This is a genomic window from Cupriavidus necator N-1 (assembly GCF_000219215.1).
Lineage (GTDB): Bacteria > Pseudomonadota > Gammaproteobacteria > Burkholderiales > Burkholderiaceae > Cupriavidus > Cupriavidus necator.
In genome coordinates, this window is record NC_015727.1 from 179,429 (window position 1) to 196,507 (window position 17,079).

Below are 17,079 nucleotides of genomic sequence, written 5' to 3' on the forward strand. Positions count from 1 at the left end.
CCACCCGACGAGCGCGCTGAAGTTCGCCGATCTAGAACTCGGTGCGCATCTATTTCTTTATCGCCGCATACCTTTCAAGGGTCTCTTTCCGCGCAACGTCGTGCTGCACGATCGGGGGTGGATAGTTCTCCCCAAGCTTCACCCCCGCTGTAGCCAGCACATTCACCGGCGCCGTCCATGGCGCATGAATGTACTTGTCCGGCATCTGTGCCAGCACCGGCAAGTACTTGCGGATAAATCGCCCCTGCGGATCAAATTTCTCCGATTGCATGACCGGATTGAAGATACGGAAGTACGGCTGTGCATCGCAGCCCGTTGATGCAGCCCACTGCCACCCGCCGTTGTTTGCCGAGAAATCGAAATCATTGAGCTGGTCGGCGAAATATTGCTCGCCGCGTCGCCAGTCGACGCCGAGGTCCTTGACGAGAAAGCTTGCAGTCACCATCCGTAGACGATTATGCATGTAGCCGCTCTGGTGGATCTGCAGCATCGCGGCATCGACCAGCGGATAGCCGGTCTGCGCGTCGCACCATGCCTGAAAATATCTGTCGCCCGTGACAGAGTCGACCCAGCGCAGCGCATCGTATTCGGGGCGGAAAGACTTTCCGTCGGCCACGCGGGGATGGTGGTGGAGGATCATGAAATAGAAGTCGCGCCAGATCAGTTCGGACAGCCAGACGGCCGCGCCGGCGCTTTTGCTGCCGCCGCGCAGTACGGCGTCGAGCGCGGCTCGCGCCAGCGTGCGGATCGAGATCGTGCCGAAGCGCAGGTGTACCGACAGGTAGCTCGGGCCGCGCAGCGAGGGAAAATCTCGCCGGTTGCCATAGTCGCCGATGCGGTCGATGAATTCGTCGAATAGTGCACGGGCGCCATCACTGCCAGTGGGCATCGCAATCTCGACAAGATTGCTGACAGCGAAGCCGAGATCGTCCAGCATTGGCGAAACCTTTTGATACTGGCGGGGCACCGGTGCCAGCGCGCCCAGATACTTGTCGACTGGATACGGTCGAAGGTCGAACGGCTGCACTCCGCGTAACCACGCATTCTTGTACGGCGTGAAGACGCTGAACGGCTGGCCCTGGCCGGTCATGAGGTCGTCAGCCTCGAAGATAACCTGGTCCTTGAATGTGAACAGCACCCGGAAGTCGGAAGCCAGTGCCTGACTTACGGCCGTGTCACGCCGCTTCGCCGCAGGTTCGTAGTCGTGGTTCGTGAAGACGGCTTCTGCATCGAGTTCGGCCGCCAGCCTAGGAATGGCATCGCGCGCGGTATCGTCAAGCACGATCAGGCCACCGCCCGCATCGGTCAGCGTCCTGCGTAACGGCTCTAACGACCTCAGGATGAACTCTACACGCCGATCGACCTTGCGTCCGCGGGCAATCAGCGGGTCAAGGATTTCGCGATCGAAGACAAACACGCACCACACTTGGCGGCAGTGCTTGAGGGCATAGTGCAGCGCTGCATGGTCGTCGGCGCGCAGGTCGCGCCGGAACCAGACTAGGCCACGCGCGAACTCCCGGTCGATCCGGTAGGGCATGCGTCCGGTGCCGGCTGTTTCAGAGGCAGGAGAAAGGGGTCTCGGCATTGCTGTAATTTAGTCCCATGGAACGTTGTGGCACAGCCCCATTTGCGGGTATCGCCTGCGCCGCATCTTGGCTGTTTTTGACATCATACGTTCCATATCTTCATCGGGGCGTTAATGGGATGGACGCCCCCTCCCCGTGAAGGTACATGAGTGCCAAACTGGTGAGCGTGGCAATTTCTCAAACAGGAGCATCCCTCATGCAGGTCACGACGATTGGCATCGACTTGGCGAAGAATGTGTTTCAGATCCACGGTGTGAATGAGCTGGGCAAAGCGACGTTGAGAAAGCAGCTCAAGCGTGCCCAGGTGGCCGAGTTCTTTGCGACTCTGCCGCCGGGTGTGATTGGGATGGAGGCGTGTGGCAGCGCGCACCACTGGGCTCGAAAGCTGCAGAGCTTCGGTCACACGGTGCGGCTGATGGCGCCGCAGTTCGTCAAGCCGTATGTCAAGACGAACAAGAACGATGCGGCCGATGCCGAGGCAATCTGCGAAGCGGTAGCACGGCCGAACATGAGGTTTGTGCCGATCAAGTACGTTGAGCAGCAGGCGGTGTCGGCGCTGCATCGTGCGCGTCAGGGCTTCGTGAAGGCGCACACCTCGCAGGCCAACCAGATTCGTGGTTTGCTGGCCGAGTTTGGATTGGTAGTTCCCCAGGGTATCGGGAGTATTGCCAGGCAGGTGCCGGAGCTGATCGAGGATGCGACCAATGAGTTGCCAGGCTCGTTCCGTCTGCTCATCCAGCGGCTGCTGGAGCATCTGAAGGATGCTGGAGCGTCAGGTCGACGAAATTGGCGCGCAGGTCGAGGCATGGCATCGGGATAACGAATTGAGCGGCGAAGAGGTCGGAGGCCATCGATGGGCGCGACGGACGGGATTTCCTGGCGGTCGCCGTGGTTGCGCTCTTCCGCCAGTGGCGGCGCCCCCGTTCCAGGCCAAGCCGTTACGCCGAAATTGAAATGCAATTAATCGCCAAGCTTCGCCTGCAACCATCAATCGCTGGGCGCCGGCGCGGTGCCCGGATGCTCTAGCGCCCGCTCCCTTGGAGGCCTCCCCAACTTATATGAACGCGCCCCGGCAGATCGCTCGGTCACGACCCTGCTCTTACCGGAGGGGTACTGAGGGTAACGGAAGTGGAGCGGATCAGCGACGAGCTAGTCGCGCGGTCAGGGTCTCGACCATGGCCACGATCATGGCGCGGTCCGGGCTGCTGACCTTCGTCAGTAGCCGGGCGAGATGGTTGGCCTGATCGCTGGAGCGGGTGCTGGCCTCGGTCAGCAGTTCCGAGGTGTCGCACTGGAAGATGTCAGCCAACTCGGCCAGGCGCGCGATCGTGGGCATGACGACGCCACGCTCCATTCGGGAGACCGCCTCGTTGCCAATCCCCAACCGTTCCGCCACCTGTTCCTGAGTGAGGTTGGCTGCTATGCGGTGCCTGGCAATCGCGTGCCCCACCACAACAACCAGTCGGTCTATCTCCGTTCTGCCCATGCTATCTCCATATCAACCGATATGGTTGAGCATCATCTTTTCTGTATGAAGTGCTTTACGAGTTGAGTTTCCACGAAGGCCAGCCGTTCGCCGGTGTGGACGACCGGATCGCTGCGCAGGCCGATTGGGATGCCGTCGTGCGTGAACGGCTTGACGGCCGTGAGCGAGGCATCGAGCTTGAGCGTGTCCCCGATCGACGCACCCTCATGCACCAGATCCCCGGCACGCGTGGCCGGAATGAACAGGCCGCCTTCATCGGCGGTGATCCGGCCGCGCCGCCTGACGCGCCGCAGGCTGGTGGCCGCGGGTGCCCGATGCAGCGGCGCGATGGCCTGGTGCATTGCCAGCACATGGCGGTTGCGCGAAGAACCGCCAATATCGTTGCGCTCCAATGCTGTGGTCACTGGCAGCACGATATCGGCATGGCGTGCCGTGGCCGTCCAACAGATGTCCTGCACAATCACCGTTTGCGGTCGTGCCCAGGCCTCGCGCCGGTTGCGCGCCACGCATCGCCACATAGGGCAGCGTGACGCTCACGCCCGAGGCCATCGAGCCGACAGGCAGCTGGCCGCTGGTGCGGGCGGGGCCGGATTGCTGGCGCAACCAGTCACCGATGATGGGCATGGGAGGACTCCTGTTCAGTCGATTCAATGTGAGCGATGGCGGCGAATGCCTGATCGAGGTCGGACATTAGATCGGACACGGCCTCCAGGCCGATATGCAGCCGAATCACGGTGCCGTGCGATGACCAGTCGCTGATGCTGCGCGCGCGGCGCATGTCGGCGAGTACCGCCAGGCTTTCGAAGCCGCCCCATGAGGCACCGATGCCGAACAGCTGCAGGCTGTCGACAAAGCGTTCGGGCGCCACCGGCGCCTGCGAATGCAAGGTGAAAGAGAGCAGGCCATTGGTGCCATGGCAGTGGCGTTGCCACAGCGTGTGATTGGGATCGTGCGGCAGGGCAGGGCAGAAGACCTGTGCGACTTCGGGGCGATCGAGCAGCCATTGCGCCACCGCCAATGCGCTTTCCTGATGTTGCGCGAGACGCGCGCCCAGGGAGCGGATCCCGCGTTGGACCAGATAGGAATCGTCGGGGCTCACGGCCATGCCGAAGGAGTCGGACATCGTCGCCAGTGGTTGCCAGGCGGCCTCGGTGGTGCAGACCGTGCCCATCATCACGTCGGAATGGCCACACAGGTACTTGGTGGCGGCCATCAGGGAGATATCGGCGCCGAGTTCCAGCGGGCGATACAGCAGACCCGATCCCCAGGTGTTGTCGGCGGCGACCAGTGCGCCGTTTGCATGTGCACGTTCCGCCAGCGCGGGCAGGTCGCACATTTCATAGACCAACGAGCCGGGGGCTTCCGCATAGACCAGCCGCGTTTCCGGGCGCAGCTTCGCATCGAGGTCGGAGCCGTCCGCCGCATAGAAGTCGGCAGCGATGCTGTGCTGGCGCAGGAAGCCGTTGGCCAGGTTGCGCACTGGCTCATAGACGCAGTCGGGTAGCAGCACATGCTCGCCGGGGCGTACATAGGCTAGGATCGTCATCGCCGCCGCAGCCAGCCCCGACGGGAACAGGCGTGTGCGATAGCCGCCTTCAAGCATCGTCACCATGTCTTCGAGCGCGAAGTTGGTGGGGTTACCGCGCGCACCGTAGGTGAACAGGCGCTCGGTATCGCGACGCGCGCGCATCTCTCGCTGCTGGGCAACGGATTCGAACAGCACGGTGCTCGCACGCACCACGGCTGGGTTGACCGGTTGGCCGCCGGACACAGCGGATATGCGCCCGGCATGGGCAAGGCGTGTTGGGAGCGCTTTCGTCATGGTTGGCCTGTGGGGTGGCTCACGATTGTGGGAGACGTCGCAAGGTTCGTGCCTTCCGTTAGTCGACATGAGCGCCGGACAGCTTGACGATCTGCGACCAGCGGGAGATGTCCTGATTGAGCTGTACGGCGAATGCTTCGGAGCTGTTGGCTATGACGTCGCTGCCGCTGTCGCGGATGGTCTTCACCACGTCGGGCATCTGCAGCACCTGCACGATGGCACGATTCAGCAGCGCCACGCGCTCGGGCGGCGTGCCGGCCGGCACGAAGAAGCCGTACCAGTCCTCAAAGCGTGCATTGCGATAGCCCAGTTCTTCAAGGGTCGGCACCTTAGTGAATACCCCGAGACGACGCGGGCTGGTGACGGCTAATGCCCGCATGCGGCCAGTCTGGATGAAACCGGCCACCGACGAGGTGGACGTGATCAGCACATCTACCTGTCCGCCGAGCAGGTCGTTGATGGCCGGCCCGGCACCTTTGTATGGCACATGCTGCAGCGAGACCTTGCTGTCCTTGTCAAGCACCGCGCCCACAAGGTGCGACAGCGTGCCGTTGCCGGGCGTGGCAAAGGTGATCTTCTGCGGCTGCGCCTTGGCCTGTGCTGCCAGTTCCTCGAACGACTTCCAGGGGGCGTTGCTGGAGACGACGATAGCCAGCGGCGCAGCGTTGATCTGCGTGACCGGAATGAACTGCTTGATCGGGTCGAAGCCCGGCGCGCGATAGAGCGTCGGGTTTACGGCCATGATCGATACCTGCGACGTCAGCACCGTATAGCCATCGGGCTTCGACTCCGCCACATAGCGCGTGCCGATATTGCCGCCGGCGCCGCCGCGGTTGTCCGTCACCGCGCTCTGGCCTAGCACCTGTGACAGCCGCGTGGCCACCACGCGCGTCACGGCATCATTGCCGCCGCCGGCGGGAAACGGCGACACGATGCGTAGCGACTGCGACGGATAATCGTTGACCGGCGCCAGCGGCTGCGCCGTGGCGGCGCCGAACATGGTGAAGGTGAGTGCTGCAACCAGAAGCTGCGGAAAGCGTGATGACATCGGGCGTGACATGGGGCGACCTCGTTCTCTTTTGGCAGGTTTGTCGTGGCGGACTTGCAGGTTCGGGTGGGAATCAGTCGAGAGGCTTGAAACGGAAGGTGGCCAATTCCTGCGCATCGAGCTGGCCGATCAGCCCCGTTTCCCAGGCCAGGTATTGGCGGGCTGCGGCCTTGTTGCCGTCGTGGCGGTCGTGCACGAAGAACAGGTAGTCGATGCAGCGCGCATCGGGGAGCGTCTGGGCGCCCCGGCTCACGGCATGGCCGGCATCCCGCCATGCGCCGAAGCCGCCGTGCAGCCGGCGTACATCGCGATAGCCGAGCGTGTGCAGGTCAGCGAAGGCCAGGTCAGCGGGATCATCGCCGTCGGCATCGCCGATCAGCACCAGCGTGGTGTCGTGCGGCACGCCGCGCAGGTCTTGTGCCAATCGCGCACGCGTAGACCAGTAGCTGCCGGCGATTTGGCCGGCGCGGTACGTCATGCTGCCGCGCAGGTCCAGCGCTAGCATCGATTGCGTGGCCATTCCGGCGGCCAACTGGGCGACATTGATGATGGCCGGCGTGGTCACCTGATATGCGGGTCCGTGCGCAGCCTTGACTCCGGCCGCGAGTCCTGCCTGCAGTCCGCCATCGAGTACCACAGCGTCATGGCCCATCTGGCGCAGCCAGCTGGCCACTACGATGGCGCGCACCCCTTCGGCATCGAACAGCACCAGCCTGGCGCGGCGCACGCCGACATATTGATCGGTAGCCTGCATAAGCTGGCCGCCAGGGGTGTGTTGCGCGCCGGGCAGCGTCTGTGTGGCGTATTCCTCGGGGGTGCGCACGTCGCACAGGAATGTAGTGCGCGACCTGTCGGCCAGCCATGCAATGGCCTGCGCGGCGGCGATGCGCGGCACATCGAAGCGGGCGGCCAGCGCCTGCGCGGCGTTGCGCGCGGCATCGAGTTCGCGTGGCGACGCGTTCTCCGGATAGCGTGCGGTACCGCCGTGTTCGAGCGTGAAATCGTTCAGGTACCAGCCTTGCGTACCGTTTTCGAGCGCATAGACCGGGTTGCTCACGCCAAAATTGATCAGCGACTGCGCACCGATGATGCTGCGCGTACGGCCCGCACAGTTGATCACGATCGGCGTGGTGCTGTCGGGCACCAGGTCGCGCAGGCGATAGGCGAGTTCGCCGTTGGGACAGCTGATCGCGCCCGGGATGTTCATCTTGCGGAATTCGCCGGTCGGGCGGCCATCGAGCACCACCGGTGCATTGGCACCGGCCTGCATGGCTGCCAGTTCCTGCGCGGTGACGCGCGGGGTGCGGTAGTGGTGCTCAGCCAGTTCGCCGAAGGTCTTCGACGGCACGTTGACGCCGGCAAACAGCGCGTAGCCGGCGGCCTGCCAGGCCGGCATGCCGCCATCGAGGACAAACAGGTTCGTATAGCCAAGGCGTGCCAGCGCGGCGGCTGCGGCCTGCGCCACGCCGTCGCCGTCATCGGCCAGCACCATGCGCGCATCGGTACGCGGTGCCAGGCGGCCGATGTCGAGTTCGAGCCGGCTGTAGGGCAGCGGCACGGCATAGAAGGGATGGCCCTCGCCATACTGGCCGTGTTCGCGCACATCGAACAGGGCGATCTCGTCGGCATCGTGCAGCCAGCCCTTCAGGGTGACGGCGTCGGCAGCGGTATAGGAAGCTTGGCTCATGAAATTTTGGGCAAAGGGTGGCCGCCCTCTCCGCGGAGAGGAAATTCGTCGGGTCGGATCTCAGGAGTGGGCGGCCTGACGGTATGGCTCAGGCCCCCGTTCAGGCTTTCTTTTAGCGGCGGGTCTGTACGCCCACGTTCATGATCTGGCAGCGGCCGGTCTCGAGGTCGAACGTTAGCCGTTCGGTCAGCGTTTCCAGCGCCCGACCATACATATGCAGATGGCGGATGACGTCTTCCCCTTGGATTTCCACGGAATGGATATCGTCAGGCAGCAGCGCGATGCCGCAGCGCGGGCCGACTTCCACGGTATGCGAGTATTCGAGCGTGCCCACGCCGGCCTGGCTGCCATCGTCGGTGCGGGTGTAGACATCGTTGAACTCGATGCCGCTGACACCGGCTACGCAGGCCCAGGTGGTGTGGTTGTGCGGCGGGATGCGCTTGCCCGGACGCATTACGTTCAGGTACAGCGCATAGGTCTGGTCAGGATCCTCGGCGATCAGGTAACGCGCCTGGCGTTCACCGGGCTCGGGCGGCGGGAAGTCGGTCTCGCCCCACAGTTCGGTGCGGGCGGCCAGTTCTTCCACATGGGACAGGACATCGGCCAAGCTGGCGCGCGTGACGGCGCCTTTATCTACGATATTCTTAATGGATTCGATGGTCTCTCCGACGGCTGCCTGGCGCTGTTGTGTGATGGACATGATGCAATCGATCCTTGTAATCTCTGTTTTTGAGGGGTAGAACGGTCTTTCGTGTTTCACTGTAATGAACATCAGCTCTGAAAACCACTTAATGCGCGACGAAAACCCATTAGCAGGACTAATGAATGCGTAACCTCGATCTGGACCTGCTTCGCACACTGGTGGCCATTGCCGACAATGAGACCTTTGGCGCCGCCGCCGAAGCCGTGCAACGCACGCAATCGGCCGTCACCCAGCAGATGCAGCGGTTGGAAGAACAGCTTGGGCTGACGCTGTTCGAGCGCCAGGGCCGTGGCAAGCAGATGACGCGGCATGGCAAGAAGCTGCTGGAATACGCGCGGCAGCTGCTGACCATCAACGACGAGACGCTCCGAATGCTGCGCGAGGGAGACCTGACCGGCTCGCTGCGCATTGGCGCGCCGCATGATGTGGCGGATACCATCCTTCCGGTGCTGCTGTCGCATATTGCTCGGTCGTCGCCGGCGCTGCGGCTGGAGATCCATGTCGGCAGAAGCCCATTCCTGATGGAATCGCTGCGGCGCGGCGAAATTGACCTGACCGTTTCCACGCGCGAGGACAATACGCTCGAAGGCATTGTGCTGCGCACCACGCCTACGATCTGGGTGTGTTCGGCGGATTTTGTCTACGAGCACGGCACGCCGGTACCGCTGATCCTGGCCGATGAGCCGAGCCTGTTCCGCAAGCTGTCGCTCGAGGCGTTGACGCATGCTGGTGTACCCTGGCGTATCGCTTATCTGGCACCGAGCCTGATCGGCATCAAGGCGGCCCTGCGCGGTGGATTGGGCATTACGGCGCGCAGCATCGACCTGCTGACGGCGGACATGCGTATCCTGGGCGAGAACGATGGCTTGCCGCGGTTGCCCGATGTCACCTACTACCTTTGGGCGCGTCCCAATGCGGTCAATCCTGTTGCACGGCATGTCTTCTCAATGCTCAAAACCGCCCTGCAGCGCGGGCTGGTCAGCGCGTGACGGCTACCCGCGATTTCGGCGTTCTGAAAGCAGGGAAGCCAGAATCGTAGGCCGCGTAGCAGGCGCTGCAAACTAAGAAGATCGCGTATCAATATTTGCCGCGGAATGACGGCTTCGCTGCATACCACGGCTTCAGGTCCGTCAGTTGGGCAATTCGTCGCGGAAAATGCTGAGCGGCTGCGCCTGATATGGCTGCCCGGATACTGTCCCGAGCTGAACCCCGATGAGTTGCTCAATCAGGATGTGAAAACCGACGCGATGGGCAAGGGCCGGCCGACCAGCAAGGCGGAAATGATCGATAGCGTGCGTCGCCATCTGCATCGCCTGCAGAAGCAACCTCATGTCATCCGTAACCTTTTTCAGGAAAAGCATGTTTGCTACGCAGCCTGATTTACGCACTATTTAGTGCACGGGTCAGTAAGTGTTTGGGAACTCACCCGACGCATTGGCCTCGCTTCCGGCCCGTGCTATGCCGCAATCAGACTTGGTTGACACGTTGGGCACCACCGCCAGCGCATCAAATTTCGACCTGAGACGATCCCCGAGGAGTCCAATGAGCTGTCGGATCTGTTGAAGTCCGAAAAACGGTAGTTCTCATCGATATCCGCGATGCAGCACCGGAGCAGCTAAAGCAGCGGCAATACATGAATGACCGGGTATATCGGCCTCCAACAAATAATGACTGCACCGAGATTTCGCGACGAGGCCTCATGGGCCCCCGCATTAAGCTGGGCCTGGCAACGTTGTATGCGCATGCGCTGGGCGGTCTCGGTATGAGGCTACCCCAGGGGTGGCTGAAGCGCCTCCGATGAGGAGGTGAAAGCCGCCGTTGACTACATGCTGGCGGGCAGCCAAGTAGCACGACGCACCATCCGTAGCGACGGAGCCAACCGCAGGCGAGCCAGTTGGTTAGCCAATCCGACTGCCTATGCAATCTTGCTCCGCCGACCGACCGCATGACGACAGCCCGCAAAGAGCGGAGGCGTGTTGAGGTTCTGTGATGCCGCATGGGCAACAGTGGCGACACCTGAAGGAGGGAAAGCAGTCTTGGTAAATATATGGGTTGTAGCCTTGAGGTTGAACGGCATGACGTTTTTGCCTCGCTCGGCGATTTCGACTTGGCGCTGGACATCGGCAGCGTTGGCAAGCGGCGGGACGGTCGAGGCAGCAACTGCCAGAGCGACACAAGTAAAGGTCTTTTTCATTTGCGAGGTACCTGTCGGGTAGAAAGCGGGACCGTGCTCAGCCAGGCAATGCAGCTAGTACACATGCGGCGCAGAGAAAAAGCCATTCGATAATAACTAGGTCGGGCTACGCGTCGGCCGTGAATTCCTCGAAGGCTGCTTGGACCTAGCCACGGTGCGCAGCGCGTCGCCAGGCCGCTCATGACCGTTGTGGTCGTGGTTCATGTTTTCCTCCTTTAAAGGGAAGACGGTATCGCCTAGCAGCAGCCGTGGTGCCGATGATGCCGATGTATGTATCTCGTCGGGTGTTGCTGAAAAACCGTTCGCGACGCCTCCGATTCAAAGTAAAACGAGCGACGCGGTTGCCACGCTCGGCGGACAGGGCCGTAGCCTTGTCCACCATCATTCCGCAGATGGGGTCCTTGGCGAGTTGCTTAGCGGCGCGGGAAGCAAGCGCGGGCCTCGCCGCAGGGATAGGAGCGACGTCCGGTGGGCTAGGACTGCTAGAAGGCCCAGCCGAGCTACGCCTATCTACGGGGTGAAGAATATATTTCGCCGGGTTGGCGAGGAAAGCCTGCTCACAGTGTGGGGAGCAGAACCAATATCGCTTCTGGTCGACTTCCGTGCTGGCAGCGGCCTCCTGTGGGGAAATCTCCATGCCACAAACTGGGTCACGCACGAACTGCTGGGGTGCGGCTGGGCCCGCGGCGGCCGTTGGAACTGCCTGGGCGTCGGTAATGCCGTAATTCCTCCCATTAGGGGTGGTGGACTTGGTCGGCATTCCATCCTCTCCTTGGGGCGATTAGGAGGATCTGCAGCGCATAATTACATTTTCATTCTGGGCGACCAGTCGATTTGCTTCTTGATTTCAATCAAGCGTTCATGGGAGATCAGGGACGCAGTGGGGTGCCGGTTCGGGAATGAATGTCGAACGCCACACGAAGCACGTGTTTGAAGACTGCAGAAGCCGCTGGGACAGCTGATGCCGGAGCCGAGGTTGCTGTGCTCCCCGTATTGCGGGCCTAGAAGACCGCTACCGTGCCATGGATCAGCTCATTGACCAAGGCAGGGAACTCCGCCAGCTGTTGTCTCGCGAGTTCACGAACTTGCTGCGCCTGGGCGCTCGAGAGGCCGCGCTCGGCCACGACATCAATGGCAAACAGTTGGGGCTGGTCGATGGGGCGTCCAATTCCGGAGAGAAGCCGGACGATGACTTCATCCGCACCATCCACGCTTGCTTGAATATGAGTGGCTAACCGGTGGGCAAGCACGTTGTAGAGCTTGCCGACATGTGACGCCGGGTTCTTGCCCGCTGCGGCCTCCAGCGACATTGGCCGATAGGGGGTGATCAGGCCATTGACACGGTTTCCGCGACCGACCTGGCCGTCATCACCGTGCTCAGCGCTCAAGCCAGTGACCGTCAGGTAGATCCCACTTTCGTCGCAGGCATCCCGGCTATCGAGGGTATTGATTGCAATCTCGCACTCAGTGCCGATGCGCTCGGCCAGATACTGCCCAATTCGCCCCTTGAGGATGAAGTACTCGTCGACGCCGTGTACGCGTCGGTCGACAAACGCCAGTGCAAGAGTCAGACGGTGATGCTCACCCAGCCGACACCCCATCACCTTGTAATCGAGGCCCGCCGCCTCAAACACTCCCCTGGCGGCACGTGAGCGTAGAAGGTCGGCAACCAACAGCACCGCTCTTTCAAGCGATGAGGGTGGCGCATAGCCGACGCCAAAGGATGTGTCATTGGATAGTGGAAGAGACGCTGCGTTGGTCACTCGCCGGAGGTTCGGGGCTGAGGGCCGGAGGATTGGCTCGATGCGGATGTCATTGCCAATACTGCCCAAGGATGTTGCCAGGTACTCGCGAATGGCCTGCTCGACAACTAGCTCGGCCTTGGCCGATGGAAGTTCGGTAACAGGGCCGGACAGTATCAACCGCGTTGGGCGCAGCACTTTGCCACCGCCGAACTTTGGCGTGCTTATGCCGCCGATGAGTAGGGCCTTGTCCAGATTGAAGTGCTGGATTGCTCCATAGGCTTCAAGGTAGGCGTGACACAAGGCGCGTGCCGCAGCTTCGACAGCTCCATCGCATAGGCTATCGGGATGTCCGATGCCCTTGTGCTCGCACATTTCCGTCTGCTCGCCTCGCCACGACGACCAACGCGAGATAGAAATCGCAATGTTCTCCATGATAGACATCTCGAACCCCTTTCACGCCGTCGCCCTGTAGTCATTCTATGTAGCGGCGCTGGGTCAAGTCGCGAACCATTCGGCTCCCGACTGGGCCAACAAGCGTTGTTGAGGCAAAACAAGCAAACGGCCTTTCGCGCTGCCTAGCATAAATGCTGAAAACTGGACTTTCGATTGCGGGCTAGTCGCGTCAGGGCTACTGGGGCATTATTAGGCTCATGTGGTCCGGCGTTTGAAGATTGCCAAAGGATGGAGGTGTCTCGTGCACAAGCTATGGGTGGCACTTGCGGCAATGGCTCGCAATTGGTCTGACGGGCTGTGGATACAACGCGATCCAGACCCAGGACGAGCAGGTCAAGGCAGGCTGGTCGGAAGTGGTGAACCAGTACCAACGCCGTGCTGACTTGGTCCCTAGCCTGGTCCACACCGTGAAGGGTTACGCCAGCCATGAGCGTGAAGTCCTGACGCAGGTGACCGAGGCGCGGGCGCGTGTCGGCGCAATCCAGGTCACACCTGAGCTGCTCAACAACCCGCAGGCCTTTGCCCAATTTCAGGCGGCACAGCAGGCGCTCTCCGGCTCCCTATCGAGGCTGCTGGCGGTTTCCGAGAATTACCCCCAGCTGAAGGCCGATGCGGGATTCAGAGACCTGCAGTCTCAGCTTGAGGGCACGGAGAATCGGATAACCGTAGCGCGAAACCGGTATATCCAATCAGTTCAGGCCTATAACGTCACCGTGCGGTCGTTTCCCTCAAACCTGACGGCAATGGTCTTCGGTTACAAGGAGAAGCCCAACTTCACCGTCGCTAGCGAAGCGACAATTGCCAAGCCGCCGCTGGTGGACTTCGGTGCCGCGCCGGCAAGCGCGCCTGGGGGTGCCAAGTGAAATGGCTGTCGGCCGCAAGAGGCTTGTTTCTTGTCTTCTTGGTGTTCGCGTCTCTGGGCGCCGCAGCCGACGTTGCCGTTCCCTCCCTGACGGCACGCGTGACGGACCTGACCGCCACGCTTACGAGCGCGCAACAGGCGGCCCTAGAGCAAGAACTGCAAGCATTCGAAGAGCAGAAAGGGAGCCAGGTCGCCGTTCTCATGGTGCCAACTACGCAACCCGAAGCGATTGAGCAGTATTCAATTCGCGTCGTCGAGAAATGGAAACTGGGGCGAAAAGGGACGGATGACGGGGCGCTGCTCATCATTGCAAAGGACGACCGAACGGTCAGAATCGAAGTTGGCTATGGCCTTGAGGGCGTTCTCACGGATGCTATGAGCAAGCGCATCATCAGCGACGACATCGTTCCCCGATTCAAGCAGGGTGATTTCTATGGCGGCGTGACAGCCGGTGTGGAACGCATCATGGGTGTTATCAGCGGGGAGCCGTTGCCGACACCACGGCGTGAAGGAGGTGAGCGCGACCCAGTGCGGCAACTCATGCCGGTGATCCTTGTGCTCACGGTTGTATTAGGCGGACTGCTGCGGTCCTTCTTGGGGCGAGGCCCGGGGGCGGTGGCCGCCGGCGGTGCGGTCGGATTCATCGGTTGGCTCTTGTCTGGCGCCCTTGCAGTCGGGCTTATGGCTGGCGCTATCGCGCTCTTCTTTACGCTGTTCGGCGGCTCACACATTGGCTGGAGAGGTATTGGCGGTCGGGGCGGCTTCGGTGGCCGGTCCGGACGGGGTGGATTCGGCGGGGGCGGTGGCGGTTTTGGCGGCGGTGGGGCTTCGGGTAAATGGTGATGGAAAACGTCAAACGCATCGTGAGACATCTGTTGATGACGCACTGGCGGGTCGGGCGTTCCTTCCCAGAGGATGTACTGAGGGAAGTCGAACAAGCCATTGCGAAGAGCGAATCCAGCCATTTCGGACAACTCTGCTTTGTTGTTGAGGGTGCGCTGAGTTTGGCGAGCCTATTCGCGGGGCAATCGGCGCGTGACCGTGCTGTCGAGGTCTTCTCTCAGATGCGTGTCTGGGATACGGAACACAACAATGGCGTCCTGATTTACCTGTTGCTGGCAGACCGGAGCGTCGAGATTGTTGCCGACCGTGGCATCCATGCGAAGGTCGGCGCCAGCGACTGGGACGCAATCTGTAGGGAAATGGAAGCCACCTTCCGACGCGGTGAGTATCAGCACGGTCTCATCGATGGCATCCTGGCCATCAGCCAGCACTTGCGACAGCATTTCCCTGTGCGAGACAGCGGCAAGAATGAATTGAGCAACAAGCCAGTTGTTCTGTGATTCTGGAGCCTGCCCAATAGGGGAGGTCGGTCTCTTAGCGAAACGCAGCGGACTTGACCTCGACTGCATTCTCTCTGAAGCCATGGGTCAGGCAGTTGCGCTAACTATTGGCCTCCTGATTGGTCTGGAGCGTGGTTGGCATGAACGCAAATTTGCGGAAAGGGGGCGCGTCGCCAGCTTGGCTGTCCATGGCCAGATACGTGGCCATGCGGCTCACGGAGTCACGGCAGGGGACTCTGTTGGCCGGCTTGCCGGGTGGCATTGCGTCTTAGACGGCCGCGACACTAATGCTGGCTCGTTTTACGAGGCATGCGCGGACGTAGTGCCGTCATGATGGTCTCACTCTCGAAGTGACGAAGGCAGCAGGAACTGCGCTGCCATCCTCCCGCTCGATGGGAGGCCGGTCGCCAACGCCCGGGTCATATCTGACCGCCTGCGCTGCGCGCGCGAGCGCGCCATCAGCACCGGCGCACCCGATCACCGCGGATTCGCCGTGTCCACCAAGAACGTAGGCGTGAATCGCAGGCGCTACGACGCGCAGCCGCTCGGAGAGAAGCGATCGGGTCGCCGGGTGTCGACTGGTCCGGCGCGACGGTCTCCGGCATGCCACTCGAAATGTTCCTGGCCAGGTCCAGAGTTATGTCTGTCGCTGCCGATGGTGGTCAATGGCAGCGGGGCGCAGTTACTGGCCTATCCGGAACCTAACCCCACCTAGCGCGAAGCCTTGCGGCGGAGTACGCGCATCGTCAAAGAGGCCACCGACGGCGTGCTCCTCGACCAATAGGGACATTGCACACGCTCTCAACGCCGCAGGCAGGAGGCTCATCATGGCTATCTCACCCGCAAAGGTTTCAACGCCTACGACCGGTGATCTTGCCGTTGTTCCATGGCGCGCGATTGCCAGCAGGGGAATACAGCGTTTCCATGGTGATCTCCTTTCTTACGAAAGGAGATTCGAGTTGCGCTCTTCTGGACGGTTGCTGTCCGAGCCTCTTATGCCATTCGGCCCCGCGCAGCCCCAACGGCAGCTTTTCAGCAGTCATGTCGGCTGGCAGGGTCTCGGCTGTTTCACCCGTTCTTCACCGCATCAAGGTCTCATTGCCCACAAGCACGATTTTCCCAGCCACGCCTTTCTCGCCGAGCAACTCGTGTGCAAGTCGTGCCTCGACAAGAGGAAGCTTCCGGGCAATTAGCGGCTTGATCTTTTTCTGTTGAAGAAGGTCCAACAGGGCAATCAAGTCCTGTCGAAACAATGCCGGTTTCAGCCGCTTGAGCCACTGGATGCTGTAGGGGACCACCCGCTTCCGGCCCGGGAGAAGCCAGCTGCCAGCAATGTACAAACCGAAAATTGCGAGTCGCTGAAAGCGATTACGGCGACCTGGACGACCTGATGCTAAGCGCCCCCCACGTAGCGAGGCAGTAAGGCCATAGGCTACTACCCTCCCGCCAAGACGGAGAGCGTCGCGGGAACGCCAGATGTGGGTACCGCCGATGCCGTCGAAGACCACGTCCACGCCCTTACCCGTGAGGCGACGAATCTCCCCGACGAAATCGAGCTTTTGGTAGTCAATTGGAATACCGCCCAAGCCCGAAACTGCGATCGCATCTTGCGATGAACAGGTACCGTACATCTCCAGCCCTACGAGGCTTCCAAGCTGCATTAGTGCTGAGCCGACCCCGCCTGCCGCACCGTGAATCAACACGCGCTGGCCCGGCTTGACTATGGCGCAGCGATGTAACATCTGGTACGCGGTGACGTAGTTCAGTACAAGGCTGACAGCCTCGGCCGCGTCCAACCCTGAGGGCACAGGAACCAGTTCACGCTGGGCTAGACAGACGAACTCAGCGTACGCGCCGTTGATCGGCAGGGCTGCAACGATCTGGCCTGGTTCAACGCCAGATACGTCACAGCCGAGCTTATCCACTAAGCCAACGAGATCCCACCCCGGCGTGAACGGGAGCGGCGGCGTTTCCGGATGAAAGCCCTCACGCATCATCAGGTCTGGCTGACCCACGCCTGCTGCCAGCACCCTCACCCGTACTTCGCCGGCCTTGGGTTCGGGACGCTCTTCCTCCACCACCTGTAGTGCATCAGGCCCGCCGTAATGTGTGACTATGATGCGCGTGTGCTTCATGGCGTCTGAGAATAT

General features: G+C 61.5%; 15 protein-coding genes and 3 pseudogenes. 6 read left to right on the forward strand and 12 right to left on the reverse strand.

The genetic code is table 11. The annotated features are described in order from the left end of the window. Positions 1-49 precede the first annotated feature (49 nt). A complete protein-coding gene (locus CNE_RS31015; protein ID WP_013958662.1) occupies positions 50-1,585 on the reverse strand; it encodes a cryptochrome/photolyase family protein in 1,536 nt (511 codons plus the stop codon). Positions 1,586-1,782: 197 nt separating this feature from the next. On the opposite strand from CNE_RS31015, the pseudogene CNE_RS31020 reads away from it, so the two are divergent. Then, positions 1,783-2,416: pseudogene (locus CNE_RS31020) on the forward strand (IS110 family RNA-guided transposase); the annotation flags it as partial. A gap of 308 nt (positions 2,417-2,724) precedes the next feature. On the opposite strand, the gene CNE_RS31025 reads toward CNE_RS31020, so the two are convergent. The 6 genes and pseudogenes from CNE_RS31025 to CNE_RS31050 form a co-directional block, all read right to left on the reverse strand. Continuing rightward, entirely contained in the window at positions 2,725-3,072 is a 348-nt protein-coding gene (locus CNE_RS31025; RefSeq protein ID WP_013958664.1) for a helix-turn-helix domain-containing protein, read from the reverse strand. Between the two features lie 308 nt (positions 3,073-3,380). Then, positions 3,381-3,560, reverse strand: a pseudogene (locus tag CNE_RS41195) (molybdopterin-dependent oxidoreductase); the annotation flags it as partial. A 119-nt stretch (positions 3,561-3,679) separates the two neighbouring features. Then, the gene (metC, locus tag CNE_RS31035; protein ID WP_041228974.1) at positions 3,680-4,894 is read right to left on the reverse strand and encodes a cystathionine beta-lyase; all 1,215 of its coding nucleotides are present in this window, start codon (positions 4,892-4,894) and stop codon (positions 3,680-3,682) included. 58 nt (positions 4,895-4,952) lie between these two features. Beyond that, the gene (locus CNE_RS31040; RefSeq protein WP_013958667.1) at positions 4,953-5,954 is read right to left on the reverse strand and encodes a Bug family tripartite tricarboxylate transporter substrate binding protein; all 1,002 of its coding nucleotides are present in this window, start codon (positions 5,952-5,954) and stop codon (positions 4,953-4,955) included. 61 nt (positions 5,955-6,015) lie between these two features. Continuing rightward, positions 6,016-7,629, reverse strand: coding sequence for a rhodanese-like domain-containing protein (locus CNE_RS31045; RefSeq protein ID WP_013958668.1), 1,614 nt, complete (start codon positions 7,627-7,629; stop codon positions 6,016-6,018). Positions 7,630-7,741: 112 nt separating this feature from the next. Beyond that, positions 7,742-8,329 (reverse strand): cysteine dioxygenase family protein, encoded by a 588-nt coding sequence (locus tag CNE_RS31050; RefSeq protein ID WP_013958669.1) that lies wholly within the window; start codon positions 8,327-8,329, stop codon positions 7,742-7,744. 125 nt (positions 8,330-8,454) lie between these two features. Here CNE_RS31050 and CNE_RS31055 point away from each other — a divergent pair, with 125 nt between their 5' ends. Both CNE_RS31055 and CNE_RS39655 read left to right on the forward strand, forming a co-directional pair. Next, positions 8,455-9,321: a LysR substrate-binding domain-containing protein gene (locus CNE_RS31055; RefSeq protein WP_013958670.1), complete on the forward strand. Its 867-nt coding sequence runs from the start codon at positions 8,455-8,457 to the stop codon at positions 9,319-9,321. A gap of 105 nt (positions 9,322-9,426) precedes the next feature. Continuing rightward, positions 9,427-9,711, forward strand: coding sequence for a transposase (locus tag CNE_RS39655; protein WP_013958671.1), 285 nt, complete (start codon positions 9,427-9,429; stop codon positions 9,709-9,711). Between the two features lie 536 nt (positions 9,712-10,247). Here CNE_RS39655 and CNE_RS42960 read toward each other — a convergent pair. From CNE_RS42960 to CNE_RS31065, 3 genes and pseudogenes are all read right to left on the reverse strand, one after another. After that, positions 10,248-10,526 (reverse strand): hypothetical protein, encoded by a 279-nt coding sequence (locus CNE_RS42960; protein WP_319609742.1) that lies wholly within the window; start codon positions 10,524-10,526, stop codon positions 10,248-10,250. A gap of 337 nt (positions 10,527-10,863) precedes the next feature. Next, positions 10,864-11,163: pseudogene (locus CNE_RS43150) on the reverse strand (YHS domain-containing protein); the annotation flags it as partial. 364 nt (positions 11,164-11,527) lie between these two features. Next, positions 11,528-12,712, reverse strand: a complete 1,185-nt coding sequence (locus tag CNE_RS31065) for a methionine adenosyltransferase (protein WP_013958673.1) — start codon at positions 12,710-12,712, stop codon at positions 11,528-11,530. Between the two features lie 275 nt (positions 12,713-12,987). On the opposite strand from CNE_RS31065, the gene CNE_RS31070 reads away from it, so the two are divergent. The 3 genes from CNE_RS31070 to CNE_RS31080 are packed head-to-tail and all read left to right on the forward strand — an operon-like array spanning position 12,988 to position 14,929. Further along, a complete protein-coding gene (locus CNE_RS31070) occupies positions 12,988-13,587 on the forward strand; it encodes a LemA family protein (RefSeq protein WP_013958674.1) in 600 nt (199 codons plus the stop codon). Continuing rightward, complete coding sequence (locus CNE_RS31075; protein ID WP_013958675.1) at positions 13,584-14,429, forward strand: TPM domain-containing protein; 846 nt, start codon at positions 13,584-13,586, stop codon at positions 14,427-14,429. Before CNE_RS31070 ends, CNE_RS31075 begins: the two co-directional genes overlap by 4 nt. Further along, complete coding sequence (locus CNE_RS31080; protein ID WP_148271725.1) at positions 14,423-14,929, forward strand: TPM domain-containing protein; 507 nt, start codon at positions 14,423-14,425, stop codon at positions 14,927-14,929. The genes CNE_RS31075 and CNE_RS31080 overlap by 7 nt, the downstream gene beginning before the upstream one ends. An 851-nt stretch (positions 14,930-15,780) precedes the next feature. Here the strand turns inward: CNE_RS31080 and CNE_RS41215 are convergent. After that, entirely contained in the window at positions 15,781-15,972 is a 192-nt protein-coding gene (locus CNE_RS41215; RefSeq protein WP_148271727.1) for a hypothetical protein, read from the reverse strand. 36 nt (positions 15,973-16,008) lie between these two features. After that, a complete protein-coding gene (locus CNE_RS31085) occupies positions 16,009-17,064 on the reverse strand; it encodes a medium chain dehydrogenase/reductase family protein (RefSeq protein WP_013958678.1) in 1,056 nt (351 codons plus the stop codon). Positions 17,065-17,079: the final 15 nt, after the last annotated feature.

What these genes read in the sequence shown, in the direction of transcription:
- CNE_RS31015 (WP_013958662.1), bottom strand. Translation starts at nt 1,585, where the DNA reads ATGCCGAGACCCCTTTCTCCTGCCTCTGAAACAGCCGGCACCGGACGC.
- CNE_RS31055 (WP_013958670.1), top strand. Translation starts at nt 8,455, where the DNA reads ATGCGTAACCTCGATCTGGACCTGCTTCGCACACTGGTGGCCATTGCC.
- CNE_RS39655 (WP_013958671.1), top strand. Translation starts at nt 9,427, where the DNA reads ATGACGGCTTCGCTGCATACCACGGCTTCAGGTCCGTCAGTTGGGCAA.
- CNE_RS31065 (WP_013958673.1), bottom strand. Translation starts at nt 12,712, where the DNA reads ATGTCTATCATGGAGAACATTGCGATTTCTATCTCGCGTTGGTCGTCG.
- CNE_RS31045 (WP_013958668.1), bottom strand. Translation starts at nt 7,629, where the DNA reads ATGAGCCAAGCTTCCTATACCGCTGCCGACGCCGTCACCCTGAAGGGC.
- metC (WP_041228974.1), bottom strand. Translation starts at nt 4,894, where the DNA reads ATGACGAAAGCGCTCCCAACACGCCTTGCCCATGCCGGGCGCATATCC.
- CNE_RS42960 (WP_319609742.1), bottom strand. Translation starts at nt 10,526, where the DNA reads ATGAAAAAGACCTTTACTTGTGTCGCTCTGGCAGTTGCTGCCTCGACC.
- CNE_RS31085 (WP_013958678.1), bottom strand. Translation starts at nt 17,064, where the DNA reads ATGAAGCACACGCGCATCATAGTCACACATTACGGCGGGCCTGATGCA.
- CNE_RS41215 (WP_148271727.1), bottom strand. Translation starts at nt 15,972, where the DNA reads ATGACTGCTGAAAAGCTGCCGTTGGGGCTGCGCGGGGCCGAATGGCAT.
- CNE_RS31040 (WP_013958667.1), bottom strand. Translation starts at nt 5,954, where the DNA reads ATGTCACGCCCGATGTCATCACGCTTTCCGCAGCTTCTGGTTGCAGCA.
- CNE_RS31025 (WP_013958664.1), bottom strand. Translation starts at nt 3,072, where the DNA reads ATGGGCAGAACGGAGATAGACCGACTGGTTGTTGTGGTGGGGCACGCG.
- CNE_RS31050 (WP_013958669.1), bottom strand. Translation starts at nt 8,329, where the DNA reads ATGTCCATCACACAACAGCGCCAGGCAGCCGTCGGAGAGACCATCGAA.
- CNE_RS31080 (WP_148271725.1), top strand. Translation starts at nt 14,423, where the DNA reads ATGGTGATGGAAAACGTCAAACGCATCGTGAGACATCTGTTGATGACG.